Here is a 14,310-nt window from a genome sequence, read left to right as displayed (position 1 = left end):
AATAAAAGTATTTTGATGATGGATTATTTTTATTTATTAGCCAATGCTACTAATCTTCATTTATATGAACAGAAATATTTTATTTGTTTTATGACAGATTTTTCATGGGAAAAAGAACGATTTTTAGGTCGTCAGATTCAGCAATATCTAAAAAGACAATGGCATGTGAAAATACTTTATGCTAGAAAGAGATCAACCATAGACTACGCAGATATTTTATTAGTAACTAAAAAAAGTAAGATACAACAGACCAATGAACAAACGAAACTTTTATTACCAAAGCAACTTACAAGTCAGTTTTTAAGGAATTTAGAAAATGTGTTATTGGATAAAAAGATGAAAAATAAATAATCGTTTATCTTGAAAATAATTTTAAATACTAAATAACCGACATTAAAATAATTCTAAATAATGTAACAATAATTCATTCAAATTTTATATTAATTATTTTAAACACTATTCGTTTTTTACTTGTAAATAATGACATTAAACCTCGCTTTTTAATTGGTCAATATCTATTTATTGAAAAGACCTAATAAGATAAAAAATTATTTTTTAAGCTTTCTATCATTCTCTACCTCTTTAATAATATAGGATCAATACAAATAAGTATTTTTATTTTTTGTATTATTTAAATCCTTTAACAAAATCAATAAGAGTTAAAAAATAATCTCTTGCTAGAATATTTTAATGGATTATTCAATTGCAGACTAATTTAGCTAAACTAATTATTTAGGTATTAGTTTAGTTAATAGTTTTAATAAACATCATTGAAAAGTAAAAAAGTAATTTTAATCATTTATTGAATTGGTTTAGTTCACTAGCTAAAAAGGATAACTAAAAGATTATTTTTTCAGTAATGTTAAAAGCAAATGAACAGAAATATTAACCTACCTAGGCCAATAATTATTAGTGTCAATCTATCATTAACAATTGACCTGCTTAGGAGGAGAAAGTGTATATTGTTTTTAATGGATACTAAAACAATTTAAAAAATTGATCGATACTCTGAAGGAATGTTGCTATTTTTAAAGATAGAAAATTAGAGAAAAATGTTAAAGCATTTTTTGTTAATCAGTTAGTCGAAGTAGAAATAACTTTATTTCTTTTATAAAGCAGTAATTATTATTGCTACTCTTTTATTTGTTTAAGAACAAATAAAAGAGTGGCGATTTTTCTCGGCAATTACTGCAAACTTTTGTTTTTTTTGTTAAAATAAAAGAGAAGCCATTTACGCTCAAGATGAGGGGAAAGAAATGACAAAGAAAAAATTATTATTAGTAGACGGAAACAGTGTAGCCTTTCGTGCTTTTTTTGCCTTGCATAATTCATTAGAACGTTTTAAAAACCAAAATGGATTACATACAAATGCTATTTATGCTTTTAACACGATGTTTGAAAACGTAATGGCAAAAGAGGAACCGACACATGTATTGGTTGCTTTTGATGCTGGTAAAACAACGTTTAGAAATGCTATGTATGAAGATTATAAAGCAGGTCGTGCAAAAACACCGGATGAATTTAGAGAACAAATGCCTTATATTAAAGAACTTTTGGAAGGCCTTGGAGTAAAACATTATGAACTAGCCAACTATGAAGCAGATGATATTATCGGTACTTTAGCAACCAAGGTACCTAAAGAAGAATACGATGTTGTTATTCTTTCTGGAGATCGTGATCTTACACAACTAGCGACAGATACTATAAAGGTGGATATTACTGTTAAAGGAGTTAGTGATATTGAATCTTGTACGCCAGAATATATGTTTGAAAAATATGACGGCTTATGTCCTCAGCAAATTATTGATATCAAAGGATTAGCTGGAGATGCTTCTGATAATATTCCAGGTGTTACCAAGGTAGGAGAAAAAACGGCGATTAAATTGTTAAAGGAATATGGTTCAGTTGAAGGTGTTTATAATCATATTGATGAGATGAAAACGAGTAAGTTAAAGGAAAACTTGATCCGAGATAAAGAAAAAGCATTTCTTTCCAAACAATTAGCAACAATTGACACCGATGCCCCGGTGAATGTTGAGATTGATCAATTGGTTTATCATGGAAAAAATTTAGATAAATTAGTTCCGTTTTATCGAGAAATGAATTTTAAGCAATTTCTTGGCAAATTAAATTTGGATACAAAAACAGAAGAAGCTGAAGAAGAAGTTGCATTAACAAAAATAGCCTTTCAGGTAGTTGATACATTCAAACCAGAAATGTTTCAAGGAGATATGGCTTTATATGTTGAAATGTTAGAAGATAACTACCATTTATCTCCAATTATTGGTATCGCTTGGGGCAATAAACAAACCATTTATGTTACAGAGAACTTAGCGTTGTTTGAGGAACAAGCTTTTATCGACTGGTTATTTGATGAAACATGTCAAAAACAAGTGTATGATGCAAAACGTACCTATACAGCATTAAATCGTTATGTTGGAAAAATGCAAGGAATTTCTTTCGATATTTTGCTAGCCGCCTATCTATTAAATACAAATGATACAAATACTGATATTGAATGCGTTGCTCGTCAATATGGATATACAGATATTCAATCAGACGAAGCGGTTTATGATAGAGGCGCAAAAAAGAAGGTTCCTCAAGAAAAAGAAATTTTTTATAATCATCTAGCACATAAAATCAAGGCAATTGAGTATTTATCAGAAAAATTGGCTGCTGACTTGGTGGAAAAAAATCAAGCAAATTTGTTTTCAGAAATGGAGTTGCCTTTATCCAGAATTTTAGCTGATATGGAAATTACTGGTATTCATGTTGATGCACATCGATTAGAAGAGATGCAAGGAGAATTTTCAGATCAGTTGAAAGCAATTGAGCAGAAAATTTATACAGAAGCAGGTGAAGAATTCAACATAAATTCACCAAAGCAATTAGGAGTAATTTTATTTGAAAAAATGGGACTGCCAGTAATCAAGAAAACAAAAACTGGATATTCGACTGCTGTAGATGTTTTAGAGCAGTTGAAAGAGAGAGCACCGATTGTAGAAGATATACTGATCTATCGCCAGATAGCTAAGATTCAATCAACCTATGTAGAAGGATTATTAAAGGTTATTCAACCAGACCATAAAGTTCATACAAGATATTTACAAACATTAACACAAACAGGACGTTTAAGTTCAGTTGATCCTAATTTACAAAATATACCGATTCGTTTAGAAGAAGGACGTAAAATCCGTCAAGCTTTTATTCCTAGAGAGAAGGATTGGCTGATCTATTCTTCTGATTATTCACAAATCGAATTAAGAGTACTTGCACATATTTCAAATGATGAACACTTAAAAGCTGCTTTTCTTGAACAGCAAGATATTCATGCAAGTACAGCGATGCGGGTTTTCAATCTATCAAGTCCTGAAGAAGTTACACCAAATATGCGTCGGCAAGCAAAAGCAGTAAATTTTGGGATTGTTTATGGCATCAGTGATTATGGTCTTTCTAAGAACTTAGAGATCAGTCGGCAACAAGCACAACAATATATTGATACGTATTTTAATAAATACCCATCTGTTAAAACCTATATGGAAGAAATTGTTCGTGAAGCAAAAGATAAGGGCTATGTCGAAACATTATATCATCGCCGTCGTTATCTAAAAGATATTAATTCCAGAAATTACAATTTACGTTCATTTGCAGAACGAACAGCAATCAATACACCTATTCAGGGAAGTGCTGCTGATATTTTAAAAATAGCAATGATTCAAATGGATAGACGATTAAAAGAAGAAAATATACAAGCAACCATGCTTTTACAAGTTCATGATGAATTGGTGTTTGAAGTTCCTGCTGCTGAGCTGGAAAAGCTCGATAAAATAGTTAAAGAAGTAATGGAAAAATGTGTTTCTTTAACTGTTCCATTAATTGCAGACAGCAATTGGGGAAAAACTTGGTATGAAGCAAAATAAAATAAGCGGTATAAAAATAATGGTATTCTTTATAAATTGGATCGCTTTATTAGCTGTTTAAATCTTTTAAGGAAAGTAGAATTGGACTGAGACCATGGGTGTCTCAGTCCTTCTATTCACACTGGGTAGTGTGAAATAGTCTCATAAATTATTAATAAATTTATATATTGGAAAAATAAATAATTGCTTGATTAATTGATCTAGTTTAGTGAACTAGATAGATTCATGCACACATACATAATGAAGGACAAAAATAAAAAATTTTATAGAATCTATAAACAGAGGAGAATGAAATAGCATGCCTGAATTACCAGAAGTTGAAACTGTACGTAAAGGATTGACACAATTAGTTGTAGGCAAAACAATTTGTGAAGTTGCTGTTTTATGGTCAAGAATTATTGAACAACCAGAAGTAGAAACTTTTCAAAAACAATTAATTGGTCAAAAGATTAAAAGAATCGACCGTCGAGGTAAATTTCTAATTTTCAAATTGACAAATTGGGATTTAATTTCACATTTACGAATGGAAGGTAAGTATGAAACTCACCAAAAAGATGACCCTATTACCAAGCATACTCATGTGATCTTTACGTTTTCTGATGATAGTCAATTACGTTATTTAGATATTCGGAAATTTGGGCGAATGGCGCTTATTCCAAAAGATAAAAGCAATGAATATAAAGGAATTGCTCTTTTGGGACCTGAACCAACGCTTGAAACTTTCCATGTAGAAGAATTTCAAAAAAATCTAGCAAAATATCATAAAGCAATTAAGCCATTACTCTTAGAACAAAAACTGGTTACTGGTCTTGGAAATATTTATGTGGATGAAGCACTTTGGACAGCTAAAATTCATCCAGAAAAACCAGCAAATACATTAAGTGTTTCTGAGGTTAATCGATTACATAAAGCAATTATTGACATTTTAACTCAAGCTGTAAAGGCCGGTGGAACGACTATTCGTAGTTATTTAAATGCTTTAGGTGAAGCAGGAACCTTCCAACTAGCCTTAAACGTTTATGGACAAAAAGATAAGCCTTGTGCATGTTGTGCAACACCGATTCAAAAAATAAAAGTCGCCCAACGTGGGACACATTTTTGTCCTCACTGTCAAAAATTATAAAAAGGAAGAGAGAGCTATGTTATGCAACTGATACTAGGCATTACAGGTGGTATTGCAACAGGAAAAAGTACTGTAGTAAATGTCTTTAAAAAGTTTCATTATCCAGTTATAGATGGTGATTGCATTGCCAAACAGATCGTTGAAAAAGGACAACCGGCATTAACAGCGATTGAGCAAGCCTTTGGCAAAAAAATACTGAAAAAAAATGGTGAACTAGACCGTAAGTTACTTGGAGAGTTGATTTTTCACAATAAGGAAAAACGTAGGTTGTTAGATCAACGAATGGCACCATTCTTAAAAAAAGAAATCCTTAGACAAATTGCTGAAGCAAAAACCACAGATGCTTCTTTAATTGTTGTTGATTTACCACTACTTTATGAGGGACATTATGAAGTCTATATGGAAAAAGTGGCCGTAGTTTATACGCCAGAAAGCATTCAACAACAGCGATTAATGAAAAGAGAACAGCTAACAAAGGAAGAAGCGAGAAAAAGAATTCAAAGTCAATGGTCAATTGAAGAGAAGAAAAAACGAGCGAATATTTTGTTTGATAATAGTGGCTCTAAAATTGAAACTGAGCAGCAAGTAGTAGATTGGCTACAACACATTGGTAAATAGGAATAATTTGCTTATTAGTTATAAAGAGAATTAAAATGCCCATTTGAAGAAGTGTTACTTGTGAGTTCAATTAGAAAAAATGTAATGGTTGTTTTTAATCTTTTAATGGCTTATTTGTTTACTACTATCTTTCGTGTTTCATGTTATAATAAAACCGATAAAACTAATTTTTAGTATAGGTGAGGTGAATAGTTATGCGTTGTCCAAGATGTCATCACAATAATTCCCGTGTTGTTGATAGTCGTCAAGCAGAAGATGGTCGGGTAATTCGTAGACGTCGTGAATGTGAAAATTGTGGTTATCGTTTTACGACCTTTGAGAGAATCGAAGCCACTCCTTTATTAGTTATTAAGAAAAATGGTGAACGCGAAGAATTTAGTCGGGAAAAAATTTTGCGTGGTTTGGTTCGATCTGCTGAAAAACGACCGGTTGCCATGGAGCAGATGGCAAAAATTGTTGATGATGTAGAAATTAAAATACGTAATTTAGGAGAAAATGAAGTTTCTACCAATTTGATTGGTGAATATGTGATGGAAGACCTTGTTGATTTGGATGACATCGCGTATATTCGCTTTGCCAGTGTCTATCGCCAATTTAAAGACATGAGTGTATTCTTAAAGGAACTGCAAGATATTGTAGACAAAGCAAAATCACCAGATGATAAATTGAAAGAAAAGTAGAGGAAAACCGCGTTGAATAATGAACATCATGAAATTCAGCCAAAAACCATATTTCAAACAATCATTAATACTCCTTTAACTGATCAAGACAAGGAAATATTAACGTTTTTATACCAACCCATTATTGGTGCTAATGCTTTATGCCTTTATTTGACTTTACTTTCAGAAATTAATTCAACGACCGGACAAAGTGACTCCCTGTTTCATGTAGATATTATTACAACAACAGATATGGGGATAAAGCAAATCATGCAGGCACGCAAAAAATTAGAGGGAATTGGTCTTTTAGATACCTTTGTTAAGGAAGATATTGAGCTTGGATTTAACTATATTTATCAATTGAATCATCCAGAAACAGCTATCCGTTTTTTCAAAGATGAAATTTTATCCATTACTTTACTAAACGTAGTCGGTCAACGAAAATTTAATAAATTATTTGAACAATTTCAACCAAAGGAAATTAATCTAGCTGGATATGAGAATATTTCAGCAGATTTCAAAGAAATTTATTTATTTAATGAGGAACAAGTACTTTCCCAACAAGAATTTATCCAAACCATTCATCATCAATTAAAAAAAAGTCGTCCAAAAAGAGAGTTGACAGTTGATTCAGAGACATTTGATTGGAACTTTTTTTTAACACAGTTAACAAACTTTGGTATCCAACTACCAGAAGATGAAGCTGACTTTAAAAAAATGGTACTATTATACCATCAAAGTTTAGGGATTGATGAATTTGAAATGGCAAATTTAGCAGCTAAATCATTCGACTATTATACCAACCAAATTAATAGTCAAGAATTAAAGAAACAAATTAATCAAGCTTTTTACCCACAACAAAAACAACGTAAGATAGATCCATTCTATAAAGACATGAAATTATCTGAAGAAGAAAAAAGTAGCTATCGTTATAATTCGCTAAAACAGATGGAAAATTTTTCAGATTCAGATATTGCGGTAGTTATGGAGAGTGAAAAATTTGCACCGGAGATTTATTTAACGATGGTCAAGGAAGCATGTAATCTTTTTCCAACGAATATTGAAAAATATAATGTACGTTTTTTAGTCGAACATTCGAAATTGCCAAACAGTGTCATCAATATTTTAATTCATTTTGTCATTGTGATTGAGAAAAAAACAACGTTTGAATCAGAACATGCAAGTAAAATTGCAAATGATTGGGCAAAAGAAAAAATTTGTTCACCAGAAGAGGCAATTATTTATGTGAAACATCGGCAAAAAGAAAAACAGACAAAAATGAACACTAAAAAACCTTTCTATAAAGGGAAACAACAACACATACGGAAAGAAATTTTACCAGATTGGGTAGAGAATCCAATAAAAGAAAAGAAACTTTCAAAAGAGAAAAAAGCAGCATTGGATAGGCAGATTCAAGAATTTCTTAATCGAGGAGGTGAATCTTAATGGAAAACGTTGGACAAGAAATGAAACAACTTATTCAGGAACATAATTTTAGCCAACGATATAAAAAATTAATGGAAACTGCTTTGAATGATCCTGATGTTCAAACGTTTATTCAAAAACATAGAGAACAAATAACCGAAGAACAATTAAAAAGAAGTTATGCTAAGTTATATGAATTTGTCCAAGAAAGAAAAAAATTTCGATTAAATGATCCAACCATGCTGGCACCGGGATATGAACCAAAATTGGCATTGACACCTCGTTATATTGATGTTGTTTATGTACCCACCCAAGAACTGTTAGCCAAGCAAAGAGCAGAGGAAATTCGTCGACATATAAAAGCATTCGACATTTCAAAGGAAATCCAAACGGCAACGTTAAATAACTTTGATACCAGCTCTGAAGGCAGAATGGAAGCTTTAGCTTTATCGATGCAGTTCTTAGATAGTTATGAAAAAATGCCAAAAGCTTTTCATAAAGGAGTATATCTACAAGGCGTTTTTGGTGTAGGTAAATCTTATTTGCTTGGAGCAATTGCCAATGCTTTAGCTGAGAAGAATTTTACAACAACGATTGTTCACTTTCCAACTTTTGCAGTCGAAATGAAACAAGCGATTGGAAAAGACTTGGTGGGAGAAAAACTAACAAGAGTGAAAAAATCTTCCATTTTAATGATTGATGATATTGGTGCAGAAGCAATGACAAGTTGGATACGTGACGATATATTAGGAGTTATCTTGCAATATCGTATGCAAGAACAATTAGCAACCTGTTTTTCCTCTAATTTGAATTTTAAAGAATTAGAAAATCATTTAACAGTCACACAAAAAGGTGAACAGGAACCGCTGAAGGCCAAACGAATCATGGAACGCATTAAATATTTATCTAAAGAAGTTACTATGAGTGGTGAAGATCGTAGGTATCATTAATAATAAAATATAATTTTTAAAAGAGATATGTTATATTAATGTATTTCTTTTTCTTTGGATTTAACTAGGTGAACAACGATTAAAATAAGGTAACTTCATATATGTTATATTCTTTGTACTGAAAATTAAATAAAATAACTAAATCATTATCTTTAATTTTTTTAGTGTATTTTTATGAAATTCTTGTAAAATTCTTAAGAGTGTGTAAACTTAAAATTAAGTAGATAATTAAATTATTTGAGGTAAAAATTATGAAATTAAAAAAAATAGGAATAATATTTGGCTGTTTATTACTCTTAGGTGTTGGTATAATTTTTTTAAAAAATCTAGGTGAAAAAAAGGAAACAATTAAGGTCGATCAAAAAATACAAAAAATAATGACAACTAATATTCATACCTATTCACCAAAAAATAATTTTCAAACGCCAATCATCAAGGAACGTAGAGAACAATTATTGTCTTTTATTCACAAACGTTTATTGACAGAAAAAGGAATTACAACGAATTATTTAGATGGACCTAAACAAAAAGAGTTTGCAACCGGACATGAATTGTTAAGTGAGTCTGCTAGTTTGTATTTAACCCATTTGGCTTTTTCGAAAAATCAGCAAGCTTATGATGACTTCTATAAAAAAAACAATTCATACATTCTATGATAAAGGCCAATTTAGTTATCGTGTAAGTGAAAAAGGGAAAAAATATGCCATTAATGCCTCGATCGATGACTTACGAATTATTCGTTCACTGATCCAGGCACAAGTAGCTTTTAATGATGATAATTATGGGAAAACAGCGAGTAAACTAGGTAAAACATTTATAAAAAATTCTACCAATGATTATATCATTGTTGATTTTTATGATACGAGTATGAAGCAAAAGTCATCCGTCACTTCCCTTTTTTATGTCGATTTATTAACACTCGGACTTCTTTATCAAAAATTAAATATCCCAGCAACCTATTTACAACAGCAATATGAGTTAGTAAAAGATGGGTATATCTCTGATACATTTCCTTTTTATAAAGCAAACTATGATCATAAGGCTAAGCAGTATAGTCAGACAAATATTAATATTATTGAATCACTTTTAACTATTTTCCATTTAAGTGAAGTAGGTTTGCAAAAACAAACAAGCATTGACTTTGTTAAACAACAAGTGCATAAAGGAACGTTATTTAATTCCTATGATGAAGATGGTATTCCTGTAGATAAAAGTCAGTCTGCTGCCAGTTATGCACTAGCAGCACTTATTGGATCAACTGTTGGTGATAAAGAATTGTATGATCAGGCGATTCTCGTATTGAATAATTTTCAAGTAAGTGATAAAGACAGTCATCTATATGGTGGATTTGGCGATCAACGAACAAATAAAGTTTATTCTTATGATAATTTAATGGCTTTATTGGCCTATGATGTTTAAGGGAGGAGAAAAGTTGACCATTTTTATTCAAAAAATCAAAAAACTTTTTGAACTATTTTCTACTTATATTACGCCGCCAATTTTTGCCGTTCTTTTTATCGGTATACTAACTTGTATTTTATTATTTATCTCGCCAATTAATGGATTAGCTGACAATGGTCAATATTTTTATGTTTTAAATAGTAATAGTTTATTTATTAATAATCCAAATACCTATCCATATGCTGATTATTTTCAAAAAACTTATGGAATTATGCAATATTTTAATCAAACATCGACAAAATTTGTTTCTGTACAACAATTGTTTATTACCTTGGCAATTTGGTTAAATAAACTATTTTTTAGTAAAACTGTTTTCGATATTCGTTTTTTAGGTATGGTTTACTTAATCTTTTTTTTACCAGCTATTTATTTATTAATCAAAGGATTAACGGCAGGTGTATCCATTCAAAAAAGTTATTTGATGGCTTTATTGGTCATTTTTATTTTGGGAGATGCATCTTATACCATTTTTTTTAATTCTTTCTACAAGGAAGCTGTTAGTTATTTAGCTTCTTTATATATCTTTGCTTCTTGTATTTATTTTTATCGAGGGACCAAAAAAAGAAAAGAGAAAGTAGGAATGCTGGTTCTATTATTGATAAGTTCTATAATGCTTATTGGAACGAGTCATCAAGAATATATACTGGTTATTGGATTGGTAATTGTTGGAATTGGTCTGTTTAAATATATGAATACACGTGCATCTCGCTTTTTTTTATCATTTTTATTGCTGTGGATGTTGGGAACTACCTTATTAGCTACTATTTTTATACCTAATCCATTTCAAGAACAAGATCTTTATCATAGTTTGAGTAGAGGGGTTATGTTGGAAACGGATAAGCCTGATAAACGACTTAGTGAAGGGAAAATTAATCCTCAATATGGATTAGAAAAGGGAACTTCCTATCATGAAAATTATAGTCCAGTTTCACCTAAATCGTCACAGGTGAAAAAGAATTTATTAAATAAAACAGGATTGTTTTGGATTTTAAATAATTATCTTCATCATCCTAATGAATTTCAAGCAATGCTAAACTTAGATATGCAAGATATTTATTTTGTTAAACCAAAAGAACTAGGTAATTATGAAAAAACGAATCATTATAAACCAAAGCAACAAGTAAATTTTTTTACATTATATAATCGGATATTAGTGGTGATTCAAATCTTGTTCTCCACTTATTTTTAGCTTCTTTTTATATAGATTGTCTTACAATACTTTTGTTATCCGATATTCTTGGGCAACGCGTTTGGTCAGATGATCAGGCCAATGAGGAGGAAATTGTTTCTTATGAAAAAAATTAATTTTATCAAATTATTTATTTTTTTAAGTCTCAACTATCTTTTCTTTCATTGGTTTTTCTGTACTCCTTGTCAGGCAGTAGAAATACATGAAGGAAATCCAGAGAAGATATTATTGGTGTACGATAGTTTAAACGTGGCTAATGGCAAAGAAAAAGACATAGACGCCCTTCAACGATTACTAACAAGTTTCGGTGTAGAAGTTCAATCTATGTTGGTTGATGAATACAGAGCTAAAGAATTGTTGAATGGCGGATATTCTGGTTTAATTACCATGATCAATTGGCCAGATAAACCGCTAAAAAATGCTGATTTTTTAGCAGATAGAAAGGTATTTTCTAAGAAAAAATTGCATATTGGTTTAAATATGACCAAAGAAGAAAAACAAACATTTACAGCAAACTTCCATGCACTAAGTCATAGGCAGTTTATGTTAAAAGATAATCAACACTACTATCAACAATTATTAGATTTTCAGGATCAATCTCTAGTCGCCGAGGGAGGAGAAGGTCAACAGTTTGGAAAATTAGTCACACAGGAATTAACAACTAAGGAGTATGATTTTGGCCTAATTGAGAATCAGCAAGGATTCCTTCCTATGTTTAGTCATAAAGGTGCGATCTTTTTACAGAGTGCAGAACTTATTGGAAACTGGCTAGGTAAATCTACACCTAAATTTCCAATTTTATCTATTGAAGGCTTCAATCCTATGAAAGATATGCAATTGGCACAACAATTCAGAAAACAATTAACAAAACTTTCTTTTCCTTATATTTTATCAAGTACCAATGTTAATCTAAATAATACCTTACATCCTTATAAGGTATTTACAAATGTATTAGCTGCATTTGAAAGTGCTGGAAATGTATTTCTTGCAACACCAGTAGTAAATGACGTCAAATCAGTAGACAATCAATTATTAACACAAGAAATCGAGCAACAAATAAGTTTGTTAATTGAAAGAAATATTTATCCAGTCGGTTTAACTATACCAGGTTATTGGAATCAAGATGAATACTATCAAAATAGTGCTTTATCTATAGCAAATACCATCATTCTAACAGGCAGTTCAACAGATGAAATCATTTATCAGAAAAAAAGCAATCATTCATTAACGTTTCAAACAGCTTTTTTTAGTTTACCATATAGTGATCTAGCAGGAATAGAGTGGAAAAAGAATGGGAAACAATCTGATTATAAGTTCCCTATGTCAACCGTTTTAAGTTTTCCATTTCCAGATACAAAGAAACAAATCAATCAGGTTATTCATCAAATCAAGGTAGCTCCCATTATTTTTACACGCTTGAGTAATAATCGGCTTGAATTGCAAACATTAACCCAGCATATTGAATTTAAAAATAATCGCTTATATTTAAATGATAAATTGGTCAATCAATTGGATGATATAGAAGAAATAAAAGTAAAAAAAATGAATACAAATGGCCATTTTGTTCGTTTTTTCTCAATAACTAATTTTGTATTAATTGCTACTATCATTATTACTTTGTTGGTTTTATCGATTCTTTTTTTAATTGGTCGACGAAATTATCGTTCAAAATTTATTAGAGAAAGGAGGGAAATTAAGAAATGACATTTATGGATATAGTAATGTTAATAACGATAATTATTATTTGGTCTTTACTAATTATTAATATTTTATTGGTCATTGCTGGTTACATCTATTTTTTAAAGACGGATAAATTACTTCCTCCTGAATTAGAAGACGAAAAAGCACCTTTTGTATCTATTATGGTACCTGCACATAATGAAGGAATTGTTATTGTACGAACGGTAGAGGCTTTACTGAACTTTAACTATCCAAAAGATCATTATGAAATTATTGTAATCAACGATAATTCTACAGATAATAGCAAGGAATTATTAGCAGAGATTCAAGCAACAACTTCTGAACAATTATTAAAGGTAATCAATACAGATAATGTAACAGGTGGTAAGGAGAAATCTAATGCACTAAATATCGGATTTAAAGAAGCAAGGGGAGAATTTATTGCGATTTATGATGCTGACAATACTCCTGAACCGAATGCACTTCGTTATTTGGTAGGAGAATTGGTTAATGACCAAGAATACGGGGCAGCTATTGGAAAATTTAGAACAAGAAATAGGAATGTAAACTTGCTAACTCGTTTTGTTAATATTGAGACTTTATCTTTTCAATGGATGGCACAGGCAGGACGTTTTCAGCTATTTAAGTTATGTACTATACCTGGAACAAATTTTATTGTTAGACGAACCATTCTTGAAGAAATTGGTGGTTGGGATGAGAAGGCTTTAGCAGAAGATACAGAAATTAGTTTTCGAATTTATATGATGGGCTATAAAATTAAATTTCAACCAAAGGCAGTTACCTGGGAACAAGAACCACAGACATTGCCGGTTTGGTTTAAACAACGGACACGTTGGGTAAAAGGAAATATTTATGTGATTGTTAAAAATGCTAAATTATTATTTAATCCGCAAGCTCGCCGAATCTGGTTTGATATTTTTTATTTTTTATCGGTTTACTTTCTTTTAATGACATCTTTAGTGTTATCCGATATTATGTTGATTTTATCCGTCTCTGGTTACCTACATACAACCCTTGAAGGATTTAGTAATTCCCTATGGTTATTAGCGGTAATTTTGTTTATTTTTAGTACGTATGTTAGTATCACAACAGAAAAAGGAGAATTAAATCTACATAATTTGTTAATCATTGCTTTAATGTATATTAGTTATAGTCAAATGTGGCTAGTAACTGCTGCCTATGGTATGGTTATGTATATTCGTGAGGCGATCTTTCATAAAAAAACACCAAATAAATGGTATAAAACAGAACGTTTTAAATAAAA

12 protein-coding genes are annotated in these 14,310 nt (G+C 30.8%); all 12 read left to right on the top strand.

Annotated elements, in window-relative coordinates; all coding sequences use genetic code 11:
- Positions 1 to 18: 18 nt before the first annotated feature.
- The 12 genes from MPTP_RS07285 to MPTP_RS07235 all read left to right on the top strand — a co-directional run bounded on the left by MPTP_RS07285 (position 19) and on the right by MPTP_RS07235 (position 14,308).
- Complete coding sequence (locus MPTP_RS07285; protein ID WP_127468723.1) at positions 19 to 351, top strand: hypothetical protein; 333 nt, start codon at positions 19 to 21, stop codon at positions 349 to 351.
- Between the two features lie 905 nt (positions 352 to 1,256).
- Positions 1,257 to 3,920 (top strand): DNA polymerase I, encoded by a 2,664-nt coding sequence (polA, locus tag MPTP_RS07280; protein ID WP_013774483.1) that lies wholly within the window; start codon positions 1,257 to 1,259, stop codon positions 3,918 to 3,920.
- Between the two features lie 298 nt (positions 3,921 to 4,218).
- Positions 4,219 to 5,043, top strand: coding sequence for a DNA-formamidopyrimidine glycosylase (mutM, locus tag MPTP_RS07275; RefSeq protein WP_013774482.1), 825 nt, complete (start codon positions 4,219 to 4,221; stop codon positions 5,041 to 5,043).
- Between the two features lie 21 nt (positions 5,044 to 5,064).
- Positions 5,065 to 5,661 (top strand): dephospho-CoA kinase, encoded by a 597-nt coding sequence (coaE, locus tag MPTP_RS07270; protein WP_013774481.1) that lies wholly within the window; start codon positions 5,065 to 5,067, stop codon positions 5,659 to 5,661.
- 194 nt (positions 5,662 to 5,855) lie between these two features.
- Complete coding sequence (nrdR, locus tag MPTP_RS07265; protein WP_013774480.1) at positions 5,856 to 6,341, top strand: transcriptional regulator NrdR; 486 nt, start codon at positions 5,856 to 5,858, stop codon at positions 6,339 to 6,341.
- A gap of 12 nt (positions 6,342 to 6,353) precedes the next feature.
- Positions 6,354 to 7,766, top strand: a complete 1,413-nt coding sequence (locus MPTP_RS07260) for a replication initiation and membrane attachment family protein (RefSeq protein ID WP_013774479.1) — start codon at positions 6,354 to 6,356, stop codon at positions 7,764 to 7,766.
- On the top strand, positions 7,766 to 8,695 hold the full coding sequence (gene dnaI / locus MPTP_RS07255; protein WP_013774478.1) for a primosomal protein DnaI: 930 nt from the start codon (positions 7,766 to 7,768) through the stop codon (positions 8,693 to 8,695). The genes MPTP_RS07260 and dnaI overlap by 1 nt, the downstream gene beginning before the upstream one ends.
- Positions 8,696 to 8,946: 251 nt before the next feature.
- Complete coding sequence (locus tag MPTP_RS10040; protein ID WP_013774477.1) at positions 8,947 to 9,351, top strand: hypothetical protein; 405 nt, start codon at positions 8,947 to 8,949, stop codon at positions 9,349 to 9,351.
- Positions 9,314 to 10,114 carry a hypothetical protein gene (locus MPTP_RS07250; RefSeq protein ID WP_013774476.1) on the top strand — a complete coding sequence of 267 codons (801 nt, stop codon included), beginning with the start codon at positions 9,314 to 9,316 and terminating at the stop codon, positions 10,112 to 10,114. The genes MPTP_RS10040 and MPTP_RS07250 overlap by 38 nt, the downstream gene beginning before the upstream one ends.
- Positions 10,115 to 10,127: 13 nt before the next feature.
- Entirely contained in the window at positions 10,128 to 11,345 is a 1,218-nt protein-coding gene (wsfD, locus tag MPTP_RS07245) for a glycan biosynthesis hexose transferase WsfD (RefSeq protein ID WP_013774475.1), read from the top strand.
- 102 nt (positions 11,346 to 11,447) lie between these two features.
- Complete coding sequence (locus MPTP_RS07240) at positions 11,448 to 13,049, top strand: hypothetical protein (protein ID WP_013774474.1); 1,602 nt, start codon at positions 11,448 to 11,450, stop codon at positions 13,047 to 13,049.
- Complete coding sequence (locus MPTP_RS07235; RefSeq protein ID WP_013774473.1) at positions 13,046 to 14,308, top strand: glycosyltransferase family 2 protein; 1,263 nt, start codon at positions 13,046 to 13,048, stop codon at positions 14,306 to 14,308. Before MPTP_RS07240 ends, MPTP_RS07235 begins: the two co-directional genes overlap by 4 nt.
- Positions 14,309 to 14,310: the final 2 nt, after the last annotated feature.

The sequence above is a fragment of the Melissococcus plutonius ATCC 35311 genome (genome assembly GCF_000270185.1).
Taxonomy (GTDB): domain Bacteria; phylum Bacillota; class Bacilli; order Lactobacillales; family Enterococcaceae; genus Melissococcus; species Melissococcus plutonius.
The sequence above is the reverse complement of the archived record's forward strand: the minus strand, read 5'-3'. Positions and strand labels throughout refer to the sequence as shown.